The 19,369-nt window shown below is 72.6% G+C and carries 12 protein-coding genes; 4 read left to right on the top strand and 8 right to left on the bottom strand.

The features are described 5' to 3' along the window. The gene (gene ald / locus AB0K12_RS03245; protein WP_364555211.1) at positions 1-1,110 is read right to left on the bottom strand and encodes an alanine dehydrogenase; all 1,110 of its coding nucleotides are present in this window, start codon (positions 1,108-1,110) and stop codon (positions 1-3) included. A gap of 52 nt (positions 1,111-1,162) precedes the next feature. After that, on the bottom strand, positions 1,163-2,545 hold the full coding sequence (locus tag AB0K12_RS03240; RefSeq protein WP_364555210.1) for an aspartate aminotransferase family protein: 1,383 nt from the start codon (positions 2,543-2,545) through the stop codon (positions 1,163-1,165). A gap of 275 nt (positions 2,546-2,820) precedes the next feature. Between AB0K12_RS03240 and AB0K12_RS03235 the strand changes: the two genes are divergently transcribed. Further along, positions 2,821-4,176 carry a dipeptidase gene (locus tag AB0K12_RS03235; protein WP_364555209.1) on the top strand — a complete coding sequence of 452 codons (1,356 nt, stop codon included), beginning with the start codon at positions 2,821-2,823 and terminating at the stop codon, positions 4,174-4,176. Here AB0K12_RS03235 and AB0K12_RS03230 read toward each other — a convergent pair. Beyond that, positions 4,173-4,646, bottom strand: coding sequence for a cysteine dioxygenase family protein (locus tag AB0K12_RS03230; protein WP_364555208.1), 474 nt, complete (start codon positions 4,644-4,646; stop codon positions 4,173-4,175). The genes AB0K12_RS03235 and AB0K12_RS03230 overlap by 4 nt on opposite strands. Positions 4,647-4,863: 217 nt before the next feature. On the opposite strand from AB0K12_RS03230, the gene AB0K12_RS03225 reads away from it, so the two are divergent. The 3 genes from AB0K12_RS03225 to AB0K12_RS03215 all read left to right on the top strand — a co-directional run bounded on the left by AB0K12_RS03225 (position 4,864) and on the right by AB0K12_RS03215 (position 13,109). Beyond that, entirely contained in the window at positions 4,864-5,724 is an 861-nt protein-coding gene (locus AB0K12_RS03225) for a LysR family transcriptional regulator (protein WP_364555207.1), read from the top strand. Positions 5,725-5,756: 32 nt separating this feature from the next. Next, positions 5,757-6,383, top strand: coding sequence for a LysE family translocator (locus AB0K12_RS03220; protein WP_364555206.1), 627 nt, complete (start codon positions 5,757-5,759; stop codon positions 6,381-6,383). A gap of 96 nt (positions 6,384-6,479) precedes the next feature. Then, positions 6,480-13,109 carry a tetratricopeptide repeat protein gene (locus tag AB0K12_RS03215; RefSeq protein ID WP_364555205.1) on the top strand — a complete coding sequence of 2,210 codons (6,630 nt, stop codon included), beginning with the start codon at positions 6,480-6,482 and terminating at the stop codon, positions 13,107-13,109. A gap of 30 nt (positions 13,110-13,139) precedes the next feature. On the opposite strand, the gene AB0K12_RS03210 is transcribed toward AB0K12_RS03215, so the two are convergent. From AB0K12_RS03210 to AB0K12_RS03190, 5 genes are read right to left on the bottom strand one after another with little or no spacing between them, the layout of a single operon-like run. Further along, positions 13,140-14,720, bottom strand: a complete 1,581-nt coding sequence (locus AB0K12_RS03210; RefSeq protein ID WP_364555204.1) for an acyl-CoA synthetase — start codon at positions 14,718-14,720, stop codon at positions 13,140-13,142. Beyond that, a complete protein-coding gene (locus AB0K12_RS03205; protein ID WP_364555203.1) occupies positions 14,720-15,865 on the bottom strand; it encodes a thiolase domain-containing protein in 1,146 nt (381 codons plus the stop codon). Before AB0K12_RS03205 ends, AB0K12_RS03210 begins: the two co-directional genes overlap by 1 nt. Then, positions 15,862-16,890 carry a lipid-transfer protein gene (locus AB0K12_RS03200; RefSeq protein ID WP_364555202.1) on the bottom strand — a complete coding sequence of 343 codons (1,029 nt, stop codon included), beginning with the start codon at positions 16,888-16,890 and terminating at the stop codon, positions 15,862-15,864. The genes AB0K12_RS03205 and AB0K12_RS03200 overlap by 4 nt, the downstream gene beginning before the upstream one ends. Continuing rightward, positions 16,887-17,786: an OB-fold domain-containing protein gene (locus AB0K12_RS03195; RefSeq protein WP_364555201.1), complete on the bottom strand. Its 900-nt coding sequence runs from the start codon at positions 17,784-17,786 to the stop codon at positions 16,887-16,889. Before AB0K12_RS03195 ends, AB0K12_RS03200 begins: the two co-directional genes overlap by 4 nt. Then, on the bottom strand, positions 17,776-19,323 hold the full coding sequence (locus AB0K12_RS03190; protein ID WP_364555200.1) for an acyl-CoA synthetase: 1,548 nt from the start codon (positions 19,321-19,323) through the stop codon (positions 17,776-17,778). Before AB0K12_RS03190 ends, AB0K12_RS03195 begins: the two co-directional genes overlap by 11 nt. Positions 19,324-19,369 lie beyond the last annotated feature (46 nt).

Here is a 19,369-nt window from a genome sequence, read left to right as displayed (position 1 = left end):
TTAGAGAACCTCGGAGACCGGCGTGTACGGCAGGCCGAGCGCCTGCGCGACCGGCTCGTTCGTGAGCCGCCCGCCGTGCGTGTTGAGCCCGCCCGCGAGCCCCGCGTCGCTCTTGAGCGCGTCGCGCCAGCCCAGGTTGGCCAGCTTGACCGCGTACGGCAGGGTCGCGTTGGTCAGCGCGTACGTCGAGGTGTTGGCCACCGAGCCGGGCATGTTGGCCACGCAGTAGAAGACCGACTCGTGCACCTTGTAGGTGGGCTCGGCGTGCGTGGTGGGCCGGGAGTCCTCGAAGCAGCCGCCCTGGTCGATGGCGATGTCCACGAGCACGGAGCCCGGCTTCATGCGGGAGACGAGGTCGTTGGAGACCAGCGTGGGGGCCTTGGCGCCGGGGATGAGCACCGCGCCGATGACGAGGTCGGCCCGCAGGACCTCCTGCTCGATCGCGTACGAGGTGGACACGACGGTCTTGAGCCGGCCCTGGTAGATGGCGTCGATCTGGCGCAGCCGGTCGATGTTGGTGTCGAGCACGGTGACGTCGGCGCCCATGCCGACGGCGATCTGCGCGGCGTTCAGGCCCGAGACGCCGCCGCCGATGACGACGACCTTCGCGGGGGCGACGCCGGGCACGCCGCCCGGCAGGATGCCCCTGCCGCCGTTGAAGCGCATCAGGTTGTACGCCCCCACCTGCGGCGCCAGCCGCCCGGCGACCTCCGACATCGGGGCGAGCAGCGGGAGGGCGTTGCCCACCTGCACGGTCTCGTACGCGATGCCGGTCGTGCGGGCATCGAGCAGCGCGTCGGTGCACGGCTTGGAGGCGGCGAGGTGCAGGTACGTGAACAGCACCAGCCCCTCGCGCAGCCGGTGGTACTCCTCGGCGATGGGCTCCTTCACCTTGAGCACCATGTCGGACTCGGCCCACACGGCGTCGGCGGAGTCGATGATCTTGGCGCCCGCGGCCAGATACTCCTCGTCGGTGATCTGCGAACCCAGGCCGGCGCCCCGCTGTACGGAGACGTCGTGCCCGTTGCGCACCAGCTCGTGCACACCCGCCGGAGTGGCGGCGACACGGTATTCGTGGTTTTTGACCTCGGCTGGGACGCCGATCTTCATTGCGGTGGTTCCTTTCGGGAACCGGCACGTCGTCGTACCGGATGGGAGGGTGTCATAGCCGTGCCCACGCCTCCGTGAGCACGCCGCGCAGGATCTCGCCGATCTCGTCGAACTCCTTCTGCCCGGCGATCAGTGGCGGCGCGAGCTGGATGACCGGGTCGCCGCGGTCGTCGGCCCGGCAGTAGAGGCCGGCGTCGAACAGCGCCTTCGACAAGAAGCCGCGCAGCAGCCGCTCAGACTCCTCGGCGTCGAACGTCTCCTTCGTCGCCTTGTCCTTGACCAGCTCGATGCCCCAGAAGTAGCCGGAGCCGCGCACGTCGCCGACGATCGGCAGGTCGCGCAGGTCGTCGAGGGTCTGGCGGAAGCGGGGCTCGTTGGCGGTGACGTGGCCGAGCAGGTCTTCGCGTTCGAAGATGTCGAGGTTGGCCAGCGCGACGGCGGCGGAGACGGGGTGGCCGCCGAAGGTGTAGCCGTGGGCGAACATGGTGTCGCCGTCCTTGAACGGCTCGAACAGCCGCTCGTGCGCGATCATGGCGCCGATCGGGGAATAGCCGCTGGTCAGGCCCTTGGCGCAGGTGATGATGTCGGGCACGTAGTCGAACTTCTCGCCGCCGAACATGGTGCCGAGGCGGCCGAAGGCGCAGATGACCTCGTCGGAGACGAGCAGCACGTCGTACTCGTCGCAGATCTCGCGCAGCCGCTGGAAGTAGCCGGGAGGGGGCGGGAAGCAGCCGCCGGCGTTCTGGACGGGCTCGGCGAAGACGGCGGCCACCGTGTCGGGGCCCTCCATCTCGATGGCGCGGGCCACCCGGTCGGCGGCCCACCGGCCGTACTGCTCGGGGGTCATGCCGGGGACGCCGGTGATCTCGTCGGCGCGGTAGTGGTTGGTGTTGGGCACCCTGACCGAGCCCGGCACGAGCGGCTCGAACATCTGCTTGAACGCCGGGATGCCGGTGATCGACAGCGCGCCCTGCGGGGTGCCGTGGTAGGCGATCTGCCGGCTGATGACCTTGTGCTTGAGCGGCTTGCCGACGAGCTTGTAGTACTGCTTGGCGAGCTTCCACGCGGTCTCGACCGCCTCGCCGCCGCCGGTGGTGAAGAAGACGCGGTTGAGCTCGCCGGGGGTGTGGGCGGCCAGCCGCTGGGCCAGCTCGGCCGCCTTGGGGTGGGCGTAGGACCAGAGCGGGAAGAACGCCAGCTCCTGCGCCTGCTTGGCGGCGGCCTCGGCCAGCTCCTGCCGGCCGTGACCCACCTGGACGACGAAGAGCCCCGCCAGACCGTCGAGGTAGCGCTTGCCGTGGATGTCGTAGATGTAGGACCCCTCACCGCGCACGATGGTGGGGATCTCGGACTGCTCGTAGGCGCTGTGTCGGGTGAAGTGCAACCACAGGTTGTCCTGCGCGGCTTTCAGGACGTCGAGTTCCGGCTGCGTCATGGTTATCTTCCCTCGTGTCTGAACTCCCCACAGTCTGCACGTTCACCTGCGGGGTTGCCAAGCGAATCGGTCGCAGCAATATGCAGGAAAATCGGGATCCGCAGAACCCTTATGTAACCACGACGAAATCCGCAGGTAGATTAGCCCGCGGGTCAGGACCGCGACCTGTCCCGTTTCCGCAGGACAGGACCGGTTGTGGTCCAATGAGACCGAAACTGCCGTGAGCGCCCGGCGACGGGCGCGACTGTTGAGAACGACCCCCGGGGGACCGTCCCGTGACTCCTGACCAGATCGAGAACGCTGTCTCCGCCGCGATGCCGCAGGCCGTAGAGGAGCTCAAGCGGCTGGCCGCCATTCCCTCCGTGGCCTTCCCCGGGCACCCGGAAGAGCCGGTGTTCGCCGCCGCCAAGATGACGGAGGAGCTGCTGCGCTCCACCGGGCTGCCGCGCGTGCAGCAGGTGCCCGTCGAAGGCAGCTTCCCGGCCGTCTACGGCGAGGCCCCCGCGCCGCCCGGCATGCCGACCGTGCTGCTGTACGCCCACTACGACGTGCAGCCCGCCGGCGACCCCGCCGCGTGGCGCACACCGCCGTTCGAGCCGACGCTGATCGACGGCCGCCTCTACGGCCGCGGCACCGCCGACGACAAGTCAGGCGTCATCTCCCACGTCACCGCCCTGCGCGCCTTCCAGGGGCGCTTCCCCGTCGGCATCAAGGTGATCATCGAGGGCCAGGAGGAATACGCCGGCGACCGGCTTGAGGCGTTCGTCGAGCGCAACCCCGAGCTGCTGCGCGCCGACACCATCGTGGTCGCCGACACCGGCAATCCGCGCGTCGCCGACCCGGCGGTCACCACCTCGCTGCGCGGCATGGCCGCGTTCACCATCGAGGTGCGCACGCTGCGCGAGCCCGTGCACAGCGGCTCCTTCGGCGGCGCCGCGCCCGACGCGCTGGCCGCCCTCATGCGCATGCTGACCGCGCTGCACGACGAGAACGGCGACGTGCGCGTGCCCGGCCTGCCCCGCGGGTCGTTCCTCGGGCAGGGTCCGTCGGAGGAGGAGTTCAGGAGGACCGCCGGGGTGCTCGACGGCGTCTCGCTCGTCGGGTCGGGGTCGCTGGCCGACCGGCTCTGGTCGTCGTACGCGATCACCGTCACCGGCCTCGACGTGCCGACCGTCTCCGGCGCCATCAACGCCGTCCAGCCCGTCGCGCGGGCCAGGGTGACCGTCCGCGTGCCTCCGGCGAGCGACCCCAAGACCGCGATCGACGCCGTGGCCGACTTCCTGCGCCAGGTGGCGCCGTGGGGCGTGCAGGTGTCGTTCGGCGACCACACCGTGGGCGCCGGCTTCCAGGCCGACTCCGGCGGCAAGGCCCGCTCGGCGCTCAACCGCGCCATGGAGCGCGCCTTCGGCCGCCCGCCCAGGGACGTCGGCGCCGGCGGCTCGATCCCGCTGGTCAGCACCCTGCTCAAGCAGTTCCCCGCGGCCGAGATCCTGCTGTTCGGCGCGGAGGACGAGGAGGCCGCCATCCACGCGCCCAACGAGCGGGTCGATCTTGAGGAGCTGCGCCGGGTCGCCACGACTGAGGCGTTGTTCCTGCACGAGCTGAGCCTGCCGTCCGCGCTCGGGGTCTAACGCACGGGAAGGTCGTACACGCGGCGGACGCTGCTGCCCAGCCTGGCCACGTCCGCCCCGTACACGTGCAGCGACACCCCCACCTCGTCGCTGGTGTTGCGCACCTTGTGGATGTCACCGGGCGGGGCGAACCCGCTGACCTCGCCCGGGTGGTTCGCGGCCCGGCCGATCTCGATCAGGTGGTCGCCCATGTCGCGGTAGAGGATCTCGTCCTCGATGCCGCTCAGGATGCCGAACGTGCACCACGACACGTGGTCGTGCACCGGGGTCTCCTGGCCGGGGCGCCAGACGACGCCGCAGATCGAGAAGCGGTCCTCGGCGTGCAGGACGTGCGAGACGTAGCCGCCGGGCGAGCCCTCGCGCTCGTGGGGCGTGAGCACGTCGAGGTCGGGCAGGTGGTCGCGGAGCAGGTCGGCGACCGCGAAGGCGGTCGGTCTTGCGCCGAGGTCGCGGGCGACGATGCGCGACACGCCCGTCACGAGGACGTCCAGCCCTGATCGGGTGCCTGGTCGGGTGCCCGGTCCGGCGCCTGGTCCCCTGCCTGGTCCGGTGCCTGGTCCGGTGGTGGCGGTCTTCATGGTGAACCCCCTGCCGAGGTCCGTCCGCTGCCTTCCCTTCCACGGTCCCTCACCTCGACTGATAGGTCCAACAGATGTCTTGTGGTTGATCGATAGATATGCTTGATGAATGCTGGATGTCGCTCGTCTGCGCGTCCTCCTCGCGGTCGCCCGCAAGGGCTCGCTGACCGAGGCCGCCAAGGAGCTGCACTACTCCCAGCCCTCGGTCAGCCATCACCTGGCCAGGCTGGAGGCCGAGACCGGCGCCAAGCTCATCCAGCGCGCCGGGCGCGGCATCCGGCTCACCGAAGCGGGCCGGCTGCTCGCCGAGCGGGCCGCCGACATCATCGAGCGCCTCGACGCCACCGCCGAGGAGCTGGCCGCGCACGTGGGGCTGCGGTCCGGGCGGGTCCGGCTGGCGTCCTTCCCCTCCGCGCTCGGCACGTTCATCCCCAAGGCCGCCACGCTGCTCGCCGACGCCCATCCCGGGCTGCGGCTGCAGCTCACCGAGGTCGAGCCGCCCGAGGCCCTGCGGCTGCTGCGAGCCGGACGGGTCGACGTCGCCGTCATCTTCCGGTACGACGACACCGCGCCCGAGGACAACGGCCTCCACCTCGTCCACCTGCTCGACGACCCCAGCTATCTGCTGGCCGCCGACGAGCCCGGCGCGCCCGCCGGCCACGCCGGGTCGTCCTGGATCGCGGGCTGCGACCGGTGCCGCAGCCACCTGCTCGACGTGTGCGCGAAGGCCGGCTTCGAGCCGCGGATCGGGTTCACCAGCGACGACATCGTGGCCGTACAGGCGCTGGTGGCCGCCGGCCTGGGCGTGACGCTGCTGCCCGGCCTCGCGCTCGCCGCCCACCGCCATCCCGAGGTGCGGGTACGCGAGGTGCCCGGCTCGGTGCGACACGTGTACGCCGCCGTCTACGGCGAACCACCCCACCCGCCCGCCACCCAGGCCCTCCTCACCGCCCTCACCCAGAGCCTCTGAAAAGTCGTTGACGCCGTTTCTACGATGGCCTCATGCCGGACATCACCACCCTCGCCCTCTTCTGCGCGGCCACCCTCGGGCTGCTGATCGTCCCGGGACCGGCGGTGCTCTACATCGTCACCAGGAGCGTCGCCCAGGGCCGGGGCGCGGGCATCATCTCGGTGCTCGGCGTGCACGCCGGCTCCCTCGTCCACGTGGCCGCCGCGGCGCTCGGCATCAGCGCCCTGCTGGCCGCGTCGGCCACCGCGTTCACCGTGGTCAAGTACGTCGGCGTGGCCTACCTGCTCTGGCTCGGCGTACGCAAGCTCATGCGCCGGGGCCACGACGACACGCCGGTGGAGCTGCCGGTGCAGACGCGGCGGCGGCTGTTCTGGGAGGGGTTCGTGGTGAACGTGCTCAACCCCAAGACGGCCATCTTCTTCCTGGCGTTCCTGCCGCAGTTCGTACACCCGGAGGCCGGGCCGGTGGGGCCGCAGATCCTGCTGCTCGGGCTCCTGTGGGTGGTGCTCGGGGTGGCGTCCGACGGTGCGTACGCGCTGCTGTCCTCCGCCCTGGCCGGCCGGCTGCGCGGGTCGGCCCGTGCCCGGCGGCGGCTGGACGTGGGCAGCGGGCTCGTGTACCTGGGGATGGCGGCGTGGCTCACGACGGAGAAGGCGTGACAAGCCAGGAAATTTCCTGGCCATAGTGCGATAGTGAGTTAGATCAGCCGCTGATCAGGGGGAAGGCACGCCGGGACGTAGCTGATAGGCGGACCCATGCACACGCCACCGCACAGCCTCGGGCTCGAACGGGTCGCCGAGGTCTTCTCCGGTCATGACGACGTCGTCGGCGTGACCGGCTCGGGGTACGCGATCGGTGCCGATCTCGTGCTGACCTCCGGGCAGGTCGTGGACGCGGGCGGGCCGTGCCACGTACGCCCGGCGTGGTCGGACCGCTGGCTGCCGGCCGAGCCCGTGTGGCGGGGCCGGGGCGGCGCGGACGCGGTGCTGCTGCGCGTACCGGAACCGGCCTGGGCGACGCTGGCCGACATCGAGCACACGCGCTGGGGCCGCGTCGCGGGAGCGACGGCGCGCTGCGCGGCGTCCGGCTACGGGCAGGCCGGGGAGCGGGGCGGGGCACGTGCGCCTGAGACGGTGTCCGGGCTGGTGGAGCCGCCCGCGAGCGCCGTGTCCAAGACGTTGACGGCCCGCGTGGTCAGCCCCGGCTTCGAGACCCGCCCGGCGGCGCTCTGGCACGGGCTGCCCGGCGCCGCGCTGCTCGCCGAGCCGGCCGGGCAGATCGTCGGCGTGGTCATCGGGTACGCGCCGCGCCGTCTCGACGTCGTCCCGGTGAGCGCGTTGCTCGCCGACGAACGCTTCCGCGACCTGACCGGCGTCGCCCCCTGGCGCCTCGAAACCATCCCCGGCACCCCCGCCATGGCTCTTGCCACCCTGCTGACCCCCGCCGTGGCCTTCCCCACCCTGCTGCCCCCCGCCCACAACCCCCCACCGGCACCGCCCGTCCCGGACGTCCTGGCCTCACCGGTCGTCCCCCTGCCTGTCTCGGTGAGCGGCCACTGGGCGGACGTGGTTGCTCGGCATGCAGTGGTGCCGTTCCTGGGCCGGGAGGCGCCGCTCGCGGAGTTGCACGCGTGGGCCGCGGAGGCGGCGGCGTTGTCGATCGCCGTACTGACCGGACGAGGCGGCACGGGAAAGACCCGACTGGCCGCCGAGCTCTGCGCCGAGCTGGAATCGGCCGGCTGGGACGCGGGCTTCCTCCCACTGGACACCCTCGCCGCCATCCTCTCCGCACCACCACCCAGCGACCTGAGAACACCTCCGTCCGGACAGGTGCTCCGCCTGGAGGCTTTGAGACCGACCCTCGTCGTCCTGGACGGCCCGGAGCCATCGGCCCCTCTGGTGGGAGAGCTGATCCGCCGCCTGGCCCAGCACGGCCGCAACCCCCGCATACGACTTCTGCTGGTGGCCCGCGAACCCGGCGACCCCGACTGGTGGCGCCGCCTCGACACAGCAGCAGGCGGCCGCCTGAGACGCCTCAACACCACGAGAATCCAGCTCAACGCCCACCCGCTGACGCTCCCCGAGCGGGAAGACCACGCCCTGGCCGCCATGCGCGCCTTCGCCCCAGGCCGAGCCGGACTCCCCACCCCACCCCGCCTCGACGACCCGGAATACGGCCTCCCCCTCCACGTCCACCTGGCGGCCTTACTGCACCTGGACGGCGACCCCCAGGTCAGCGGCGCAACCCTGATCGACCGCTTCCTGACCCGAGAGTCGGCCCGCTGGTCCCGTCTGTGGCAGCCCCACCCCGAGGACGAACGACCGACCGCTCCCCAACCCCGGCTGGACGAACACGGTGACGCGATCGCCCACCCGTCGGAGGGGTTCGCGTGGTTCGGTGGTTTGGGCGGCCATCGGCCGGGCGGGCCGGAGCGGCTCGGGCACTCAGCGAGACGACAGGCGGTGGCCGTCCTGCTGCTCACCGCCCCCCGCCCCGACGAACTCCCCGCCCTGCTGACCGCCGTCCCCGGCATCCGCGCCCACCCCGACGACGCCGCTTACCCCGGCGCCGCCTCCATGGACCGGCAGGGCGGGGTGGCCGAGGAGGTGGCGCGGTGGTTGGAGCGGGTGGGGGTGCCGGCCCAGGGGTTCGATGTGGTGGGCGAACAGCTGCTGGACGGGACGGAGGATCTCGACGCGCTCGTCCTCGCCGTCCACGATCACGAGGCACGGACGACGGCGCACCTCGTACGGATGCTCGACGTGCTGCGGCTCGCCGCCGGTCGCGAACGGGTCAGGGCGGCGCTGTGGTCGCTGATCGCCAGCCGCATCGGCCGGCTGGTCGCGGCGGCCGTGGGCGATCCCGGCGGCAGGCTGGGCGACGCGGTCAACGCGGCGCTGGTCCTGTGCGGCGGGGACCGGCAGCTCGCCGAGGCGGTGGCCGCCCTCCCCGTGGCGCAGCCGGGGAACGCCGGTCCTGGGCTGCGCAACGGCGGGCTCGGCCTGCGGGCGCTGGACGTGACGCTCGCCGAGCTGACCGTGCGGCATCGGCGCGCGACCGGGGAGCGGGTCGCGCTGGCCGGTGCCCTGGCGTGGTGGTCGCGGGGGCTGGCGGCCGTCGGCAGGGTGGGCGAGGCGGTCGCGGCGGCGGCGGAGGCCGTGGAGCTGTACGCCGGCGCTCCCCCGTACGAGGACGCGGTGGGACAGGCGGAGGCGCTGTTCGGGTTGGGGGCGTACCTGCTGCTGGGCGGCGAGGCGGGCGGGGCGATCAAGCCCGCGAAGGAGGCGGCGACCCGCTTCCACATCCTCGCCGAAGACGACCCCCGCTACGCGGGGCCTGCCGCCCGGGCCCAGTACAACGTGGCCTGCGCGCTGCTGGAGAGCGGCCGGCTGGAGGAGGCGGTGACGGCGTTCGAAGGCGCCGGCGGCCACCCCGGCTTCGCCTCCCACCTGACCACCCTCCTCACCCTCGCCCAAACCGGGACGAGCACCGGCCCCCAGCCCAGCCCCACCTGGAACGCCCACGCCGGCCCAGGCGGCGTCGCCGACCCAGGCACCGGCACCACCGGGGCGAACGCGAGCAACCCCACCGGGCCGGGCGAACGCGGCCGCACCGGGGAAGGCGCGGGCGACCCCGCTCCGCCCGGTGAAAGCGGCCTGACGCACGCGGACAGCGAGAGGGCTTTCACCGGGCCAGGGGGAAGTGCCCCCGGTGGGGCAGGCGAAAGTCGGGCAGTTCGGGGCGGCCTTGCTGGGGTCGGCGGGAGCGGTACAGCCGGGGCGATCGGGGTCGGGCTTGCCAGGGCAGGTTCGGACGGCCTCGTCGGAGCCGGGCGGGGCGGTTTCCTGGGGACCGCTGCGGGTGGGCTTGCCGGGACGGGCACAGGTGAGATGGGTGGGGCCGGGCGGGGCGGTCTCACCGGGACCGGTGCGGGTGGGCTGGAGTGGGGTGCGGGGGCGGGGCATGAGGCGGTGGCGGGGCCGGAGCCGCTGATGCCGTTCGACCAGGTCGGTACGGCTGAGGTGCTGACTGAGCTGGCCGCCTGCCTGGCGGTGGCGGTCACCTCGGCGGTCAGGGGTGCGGCGCCGACGCATCGGGAGGTGGCGCAGCGGCTGCATCTTGTCGCCGCCTGGCTGGAGGGCAACGGCAGGCCGGCCGAAGCGCTCGTTCCGGCAGGTGAGGCGGTGGCCCGGCTGAGGGGGCTGGCGGGTGCGGAGCCGGAGCTGCGGGCGATGCTGGCGTCGGCGGCCGGCCTGGTGGCGAGGCTGCACGCCGGACTCGACGACCTGGACGCGGCCATCAGGGCGGCGGCGGAGGCCGTACGGAACCTGCGGGCCCTCGTGACGCTCGACCCCGCCGAGCACCGGCCCGCCCTGACCGACCGGCTGCTCGACCTGGGCGAGCTGCTGCTGATCGACGACCGCCCTGAGGACGCGCTCGGGCCGTTGCAGGAGGCCATGGCCGTGCCGGTGGAGGCGTCCGAGGGGCACATGGCGATCCAGGCGAGGGGGCGGCGGCTGCTCGGCCTCTGCCTCGACGGGCTGGGCCGGACGGCCGACGGGCTGGCCCAGCTGGAGATGGCGGCCGAGCTGTACGACGTGCTGGGCGTCGAGGACCCCTCCTACCGCCGGTACGGCCCCGAGGTTCGGGCCCGGCTGCGCAGGGGCGGAGAGGCGGACCGGCCCGCCGACGAGCCGTGGCTGCTGCGGATGGTGCTCGACCGGCCCGAGGAGGCGGTGGCCAGGGCGGAGCGGCGGCTCGCCGAGTGCAGGGAGGCGGTGGAAAGCGCCGGTACGCCGGAGATCGAGCGCATCCATGCGTACCTGTCGGCTCAGGCGGACCTTGCCCGGGTCTGGGCGGACACGGGGCGGGCCGGGGAGGGCTTCGCGCTGGCCATGCAGGCGGCCGAGCTGCTCGAACGTCATGCCGCGCCCGCCGCCCCGCACGCCATCGCCGTGGGCATGGTGGCGGCGGCGCTGGGCCGTTCGCTGGTCGGTCTCGGACGCTACAAGGAGGCCATCCCGCACCTGCTCACCGCCATCGAGGCGAGCCGCCCGCAGGCGGGCGCCCGGGCCGAGCTGGGCGAGCTGCTCATCCTCGAAGCCGTCGCCCTCTCCCGCGCGGACTGCCCCTCGGACGCGGAGGCGGCGGCCGACCGCCTGGTCGGCCTGTACACGTCCCTGGTGGCCGAAGGCGCGGCCCGCCCATCGGCTTTGGCCGGCGCCCTGCGGCTGCAGGCCGGAATCCGCTTCGCCCGCCAGAACCCCGAGGGCGCCCTGGCCTCCGTCGACCGAGCGCTCGGCCTCCTGCCCGCACCGGGCAACGACGACGAACGGCTCCTCTCCGCCGCCTGCCTGGAGCTGGCCGGCCTGTGCCTCGCCGACCTGCACGAACCCGACGCCGCCGAAGCCCGCCTCACCGAGGGCACCACCGCGATGGCGGCCCTCACCACGCAGGCCCCGGACGCAACCCCCTTGGCGGGCCTCACCGGACAGCCCTCGAACGTGGGCCGCATGGCGGGACCGGCCGGGCGGACGCCGGACCCCTCCGCAACGGCGGGGCCGGCTGGGCGGGTGCCGGGTGAGTTCATGGGTGTGCATGTGCTGGCGCTGGTGCGGTTGGCGCGGTTGCGGGTGGAGCAGGAGGGGCCGGCGGCTGGGGTTGTGTTGTATGCGCGGATTCTTGGTATTCGTCCGCTGCCCGGGGCGGATGCGCTCGATGCGCTCATCGGGGCGCTTTCCGGGTTCGCGGGTGAGGTGCTGGCGGCTGCCGGTCGGTTCGCCGACGGGGCCGAGCACGATCTCGTGGACGTCGGCGGGCTGGTGGGGCCGCTGACCGCGTTCACCGAGGCGCTTGAACGTGAGGTGCCGCTCAGCGCGGAAGGCGGGACGGACGCCCACGGCCGGTACGGCCGGTGCCTGACGGCGTTCGGCGCGGCGGCGGCGCGGGCGGGCGACGCCGCGAGCGCGGTGCAGGTGGCCGAGCTGTGCGTCCGCGTCTACCGAGGGCTCGCCGCCGTCTCCCCCGCCTACCGCGAACCCCTCGGCCACGCCCTCGCCACCCTCGCCGCCGCACGACCCGCACTGCCCGTGCTTGAGCAGGCCATTGCGTTGCTTGATGAGCGTGATCCGCGTCCGCTGGCCGAGACGTTGCACCACTACGCCGGTGCGCTGCTCGACCAGGGGCGGGCGGTGGAGGCGCTGGCGCATGGCGAGCGGGCCGCTGATCTGTGCGATGAGCTGGATGATCCGGGTGTCGCGGCGGCGGTGTTCGCGCGGCTCGGGTCCACGTTGGCCGCGCTCGACCGGCCGCAGGCGGCGCTGGAGGCGATCGCGTGGGCGCTGGCCGAGGGGGACCGTGCCGAGGAGGCGGGCGGGGAGCTGCCGCTGGTGCGGGCGCGGGCGATTCAGGTGCGCGGACGGGTGCTGAGGGCGTTCGGGCGGCGGCGGGAGGCCTCGGCGCACCTCGTGGAGGCACTGAAGTTGTTCAGACGGTTGCCGGAGCCGCAGGCGGCCGCCGAGACGGCCGCGCTCATCGCGGACGACCTGCTGGCGGAGGGACGGCCTGAGGAGGCCGCCGAGTACGCTCGGATCGCCGCGGACCACCACGAGCCGGGCACCGTCCAGCAGGTGCTGGCCACCCAGCGGCTGATCAGGTGCCACATGATGCTGGGCGCGCTGGCCGAGGCGAACACGCTGGTCGAGGGCCTGATCCCGGTGGCCAGAAAGATGCCGGGCGACGTGACGTACCGGGCGGTTCTGGCGGACTCGCTGGCGCAGAGCTCCGAGCTGCTGCCCCTGCTCGGCCTGGACGACGGCGCCGAGGCGGAGGCCAGGGCGCGTGAGGCGATCACGATCTACGACCAGTTGCTGGCCACGGGCACGAACGCGCAGGCCCTGCACACCAGCAGGGCGGGCGCGTGCCTGACGCTGGCCGGGGCGCTCAGGATGCGGGAGCGGCCGGCTGAGGCGGTGCAGCCGCTGCGGGAGGCGGTGGCGGCGCTCGAACGGTTCTCGCCCGGCAACCCCATGCAGGCCGGGTTGCTGTCCAGGGCGATGCTCATGCTGGGCGACGCGCTCATGGAGGCGGGCCGGGCGCTGGAGGCCGGGCTGGTCTTCCATCGCGGTACGCAGGTGACCCGCGACCCGCTGTCCCGGGCGGTCGCGCACGCCCGGCTCGGCATGTGCCAGCAGGAGCTGGGCCGGGACGACGCCGCCGACGCCGCGCTGCGCGTCTCCGCCGACCTGCTGCGCGGCCTCCCCGGTGACGACGCCCCCGCTGGCCTGCTCCGCGACGTACTGCAGCGACGGCTGACCCTCCTGGAGGAAGCCGGCAGGACGCCAGAAGCCCAGGCTCTCCAGGACGAACTACGCCACACGACCTGAGCCACTCGGGTTCAGCCCAGGCGAAAGCCTTCAAACGTTTTCTGCGGTTTCCCGAGCCCACCGATAGTCGGCCTTGCCGGCCGGGGAGCGGACCATTTCGTCCACGAACGCGTACGTCCGAGGCACCTTGTACCCCGACAGCAGCGTCCGGCAGTGCGCGTCCAGCTCCTCAGGCGTCACCGGCACCCCAGGCCGCGGCTCGATGACGGCGGCCACGCGGTTGCCCCAGCGCTCGTCCGGCACCCCGGTCACCACCGCGTCGAACACGCCGGGATGCCCCTTGAGCACCGCCTCCACCTCCTCGGGGAACACCTTCTCGCCGCCGGTGTTGATGCACTGCGAGCCGCGCCCGAAGACGTTCACCGTGCCGTCCTTCTCGACGGTGGCGAGGTCGCCGGTGAGCAGCCACCGGGTGCCGTCATCGGAGGTGACGAACGTGCGCGCGGTCTTCTCGGGGTCGTTGTAGTAGCCGAACGCCACCCGACCCGACCGCGCGACGGTGCCGAGCCGCCCTGAGCCGGGCTCGACGGGCCGGTTCTCCTCGTCGAGGACGGCCAGCCTGACGACGGAGTTGGGCTGGTAGCGCAGGCCCTTCTCGGGCGAGGAGCCGGCCACGCCCGAGGCGGTGTAGCCGGACTCGGTGGAGCCGAAGTTGTCGAGGATCATGACGTTCGGCAGCAGTTCCTGGAGGCGGTCGCGGACGGCGCCGGACAGGATCGCCCCCGTCGAGCTGATCACGAACAGCGAGGACACGTCGTACGACCCGGTCGCCAGCTCCTCGGCGAGCGGCCTGGCCATGGCGTCGCCGGTGATGTTCACGGTGGTCACGCGCTCCCGCTCGATGGTGCGCAGGACCTCGGCGGCGTCGAACTTGCGGACGTACACCATGGTCGAGCCCATCCAGAACGCGATGAACGTGGCCATCTGCGCGGCCCCGTGCATGAGCGGCGGCGCGGCCATCATCACCATGGGGTCGGCCTTGACCGCCTCGTCGATGACCTCCTGCGGCGTGGAGCGCGGCTCGCCGTACGGGTTGCCGCCGCCGAACCCCATGAACAGGTCCTCGACGTGCCACATCGCGCCCTTGGGTAAGCCGGTGGTGCCGCCGGTGTAGATGATGTAGACGTCCTGGCCGGAGCGGGCCGGGAAGCCGCGGTCCGGCCGGCCGCGCTCCAGGGCGGCGCCGTACGTCACGGCCCCGCCGATCGAGGGCGGCCCGCCCACGGCGATGAGGTGGTCGAGCAGCGGCGCCTGCCCGGCGACGGCGGCGACCCGGGGCTCGAACTCGACGTCGTAGACGAGCGCCCGCAGGTCGGCGTCGCGGTAGAGGTAGAGCAGCTCGGCCTCGACGTAGCGGTAGTTGACGTTGATCGGCACGGCCCGGATCTTGAGCGCGGCGAGCAGCCCGGCGACGTACTCGACGCCGTTGCAGAGGTGCAGGCCGACGTGCTGTCCCGGCTGGATGCCGAGGTCCATGAGGTAGTGGGCGAGCCGGTTGGCCTCGGCCTCGAGCTCGGCGTACGTGCGCCGCTCATCGCCGCAGACGACGGCCGTGCGCTCCCCGATCGTGTCCGCGAGCCCCTCGAACAGGTCAGCGTGGTTGAACTCCATCAGGGTCTCTCCCGTCCGACGATCCACATCGCGAAGAACTGGGCTCCCCCGCCGTAGGCGTGGCCGAGCGCTGTGCGGGCGCCGTCCACCTGGTGTTCGCCGGCCATGCCGCGCACCTGCAGCGCGGCCTCGGCGAACCTGATGAGTCCCGACGCCCCGATGGGGTTGCTGGACAGCACCCCTCCCGAGGCGTTCCACGGGATGTCGCCGTCGAGCGCGGTGGCGCCCGACTCGGTGAGCTTCCAGCCCTCGCCCTCGGCGGCGAAGCCGAGGTTCTCCAGCCACATGGGCTCGTACCAGGAGAACGGCACATAGACCTCGGCCACGTCGATCTCCCTGCGCGGGTCGGTGATGCCGGCCTGGCGGTAGACGTCGGCGGCGCAGTCCTTGCCGGCCTGCGGGCTGACGGTGTCGCGCCCGGCGCGGAAGATCGGCTCGGAGCGCATGGCGGCGCCGTGCACCCAGGCGGGCGTGCCGGTGACGGCCGATTCCGAGGCCAGCACGAGCGCGCAGGCCCCGTCGCTGGAGGGGCAGGTCTCCAGGTAACGGATGGGCTCCCAGAGCATGGGCGTCGACTCGACCATCTTCTGGTCGATGCCGGGGATCTTGAGGTGCGCGTACGGGTTCTTCAGCGCGTTCAGCCGGTCCTTGACCGCGACGAGCGTGCCGATGTGCCCGGGTGCGCCGGTTCTGCGCATGTACTCGCGGATGTGCGGCGCGAAGTAGCCGCCCGCGCCGACCACGAGGGACGAGCTGAAGGGCAGGTGGGTGGACAGGGCCCAGGTGGCGTTCGACTCCGACTGCTTCTCGAAGGCGACGACGAGCACCCGGTCGTGCACGCCGCCCTGGACGAGCGAGGCGCCGACGATGGCGGTGGAGCCGCCGACGCTGCCCGCGGTGTGCACCCGCATCAGCGGCTTGCCGGCCGCGCCGAGCGCGTCGGCGAGGTACACCTCCGGCATCATCACGCCCTCGAACAGGTCGGGCGCCTTGCCGACGACCACGGCGTCGATGTCCTTGAACGTCAGCCCGGCATCGTCGAGTGCCCGCTGCGCCGCCTCGCGGACGAGCCCGGCGAGCGAGACGTCGCGCCGCTTGGTGGTGTAGCGGGTCTGGCCGACGCCGATGACCGCGCACCTGTTCATCGGGCCTCCAGGACGGTCACGAGGTTCTGTTGCAGGCAGGGGCCGGCGGCGGCGTGGGCGACGGCGCGGCGGGCGGCGCCGTCGTGGATGCGCCGCGCGGCCTCGCCGATGCGGATGAGGCCGGTGGCCATGACGGGGTTGGCGGCGAGCGGCCCGCCCGAGGGGTTGACGAGGGTGTCGCCGCCGAGCTCCAGTGCCTCGCGCAGGATGACCTCTTCGTGCGGGAACTGGGCGTGCAGCTCGGCCACCTCGACCGGGCCCTTGGCGACCCCGGAGGCGCGGGCGGCGTCGGCGGCGGAGCCGGACCGCGCGAGGTCGCGCAGGCCGAGGTAGTGGGGCTCGATGCGGTGGGCGATGCCGGTGATGTAGGCAGGGCTGGGGCACAGCTGCCTGGCCAGGTCGCCGGCGGCGAGCACGACGGCCGCCGCGCCGTCGGTGACGGGCGGCACGTCGATCTTCCTGAGCGGCCGCACGGCGTAGTCCTCGCCGCCCGGCTCGGGCTCGGGCAGATCCAGCGCGTACGGGTTGCCGCGCCCGTCCGCCCTGCTCCGCCGGACGATCTCATCCAGCTCCCCCGGGTCGGCTCCGACGGCGGCGGCCTGGAGCGCGGCGTAGGAGAGCTGGTCGAGGCCGAGCGGAGCCAGGTAGTAGGGGTCGAGCTGCAGGGTCATGATCGTGCGCAGGTCACCGAGCGACGACTTGCCGAAGCCGTAGACCAGCGCCGAGTCGACGTCGCCGTGCTGGAGGCGGACCCACGCCTCGTACAGGGCCCAGGCTCCGTCCATCTCGACGTGGCTCTCCGAGATCGGCGGCCAGGCGGCGAGCGCGTCGAGCGCCGAGACGAACGAGAACGGCGCTCCCGCGAGGTAGTCGCAGCTGCCCGAGCAGGTGAAGCCGAACCTGGTGAGCCCGGTGCGCTCCTTGATCTCGTTGATGACCGGGCTGATCAGCTCGGGCTCGCTCAGGCCGGTGTCGTGATCGGTGTGCCGCGTCTGGGCGAACGCGACGATGGCCACATCTCTCATGACAGCTCCACATCGGGCTCACCGGTGGGGGCGAACCAGCGGATGTTCGCCATGGACGCCGTGCGCTCGCTCTCGGGCACCCAGACCGCCCTGACCCGCATGCCCTGGCGCACCTCGTGGGCGGGCACGTCGCCGACCAGCGCGATCATGGGGATGTCGGTGCCGTCGAGCAGGATGTACGCCGACACGAACGGCACCTGCGGGGCCCGCGGGTCGGGCAGGTTGTTGATGGCGAACGTGGTGATCGTCCCGGTGTCGGGCACGTCGAAGGCGTCCGGGAGGGCGCTGCCGCATTCGGGACACGCCGCCCGGTACGGCACGTACACCTTGGCGCAGCGCTCGCAGCGCCCGCCGAGGAGGACGCCTCGCTCGACGCCTTCGAGGAAGACCCGCAGCGCGCCACCGGCCTGGAGGCGGTATTCGGCGCGGACGTCGGAGACGATCTGGGTGACCTCGGGGACGAAGTGCGACAGGTCGGTGATGTGGCCCTTGGGCCGGTCGCGCCACACCGGCCAGACCCGCATGCCCTGCCGCAGCGCCTTGGGGTTGCCGGGGTCGAGGGCGTGCACGAGGTCGGTGTCGGCGCCGTCGAGGCGGATCAGCGCCCAGGCGAAGGGGCGGTCGAGCGGGTGTCCAGGGAGCGGCTCGTCCACCCAGGCCCACGTGGTGACCGTGCCGGCCGGGCCGACCTCGACGTACTCGCCGGTGACGGCTTCGCCGGTGGCGGGGTCGTACTCGAGGGGCGGCACCAGCACGCGGCCCTCCGCCGTACGCACGCCGACCAGGCGGCGGGCGCGTAACTCGCTGAGGAAGCGGCCGATCACCGGCCCCGTCGTACGCGTGTAGCCGCCGGGGAACTCCAGGACGTGCTGCGCGACCAGCGGATCAGATGGCACGGTCGTGTCCCTCCCAGTACGGGGCGCGGAGCTTGCGTTTGAGCAGCTTGCCGTTGGGCTCGCGGGGCATCTCGGCGATGAAGTCGATGCTCTTGGGCCACTTCATCCTGGCCAGGCGGCCCTCCAGCGAGGCCAGCAGCTCGGCCTCCAGCTCGGGGCCCGGCTCGGCGTCCTGCGCGGGCTCGACGACGGCCTTGATCTGCTCGCCCCACTCCTCGTCGGGGATGCCGAACACGGCCACGTCGGCCACCTTGGGGTGGACCATGAGCTCGTTCTCGATCTCGGCCGGGTAGATGTTGGCCCCGCCTGAGATGATCATGTCGGCTTTGCGGTCGCACAGGTAGAGGAAGCCGTCCTCGTCCAGGTAACCGATGTCGCCGACGGTGAAGTGGTCTTTGAGGCGGTTCGCGGCGGTCTTGTCGGGGTCGCCCTTGTACTCGAACGTGGCGCCCATCATCTTCATGTAGATCGTGCCCGGGGTGCCGGTGGGCACCGGTTCGCCCTGGTCGTCCACGATGAGCAGCTCGCTGATCGGCCACGCCTTGCCGACCGTGCCGGGGTGCGCCTTCCAGTCCTCGGGCGCGGCGATGGTGCCGCCGCCCTCGGTGGCCGCGTAGTACTCGTACACGCAGTCGCCCCACCAGTCGAGCATCGCCCACTTCACCGGTACGGGACAGGGCGCGGCGGCGTGGATCATCCAGCGCAGCGAGGACAGGTCGTACGCGGCGCGCGTCTTCTCCGGCAGCGCCAGCAGCCGCTTGAAGTGGGTGGGCACCAGGTGCGAGTTGGTGATGCGGTGGCGCTCGCACAGCCGCAGCATCTCCTCGGCGTCCCACTTGTCCATGTAGACGAGCGTGTGCCCCATGTGCAGGGCGGTGCCGCCGAACTGGGTCACCGCCGTGTGGTAGCTCGGCGAGGTGACGAGGTGGGCGTTCGGGCGGCCCGGCGTCATGCCGAACAACGTGAGCAGGAACGTCATCAGTTCGGCCGCGTCGTCCGGATCCATCCCGCTGAGCGGCCTTCTGACGCCTTTGGGCTTGCCGGTGGTGCCTGAGGTGTAGTGCATGGTGGCGCCGGCGGTGCGGCCTTCCGGCGCGGTGTCCGGCTGCCCGCCGGCCAGCTCGCCCATCGGACGGAACCCGCCGGCCTCGCCTTCCGTCAGGAACCGCCGCTCGGGCGCGATGGCCTCGGCGCCGCGAATGCCCTCGGCGAGGAAGCGCGGGTGCACGAAGAACGCCTGGGCCTCGCTGTCGGAGACGATGTACGCGATCTCCGGTCCGGTCAGGTGCCAGTTGACCGGCGTGTAGTACCAGCCCGCCTGCAGCGCCGCCAGATAGAGGACGAGGCCTTCGGCGCCGTTGGGCACCAGGCCGCAGATGCCGTCGCCCGGCTGGAGGCCGAGCGCGCGCAGCCCGTGCACGAGGCGGTTGGAGCGGGCGAGGAGGTCGCCCGCGCGGTGCTGGGTGCCGTCGGGGTCCACGGCCGCGATCCACTCGGGATCCGCCTGCGCGAGCCTCCAGAAACCGAGCGTGCCCATCTGATCTCCTCAGCTGTGGGCGGGCAAAACAGGAACCTGTTCTCGT

It is taken from the genome of Nonomuraea sp. NPDC049419, assembly GCF_040676995.1.
In the GTDB taxonomy this organism is placed as follows: Bacteria; Actinomycetota; Actinomycetes; order Streptosporangiales; family Streptosporangiaceae; genus Nonomuraea; species Nonomuraea salmonea.
Note: the sequence above shows the minus strand (reverse complement) of the source record. Positions and strands in the feature narration are given on the sequence as shown.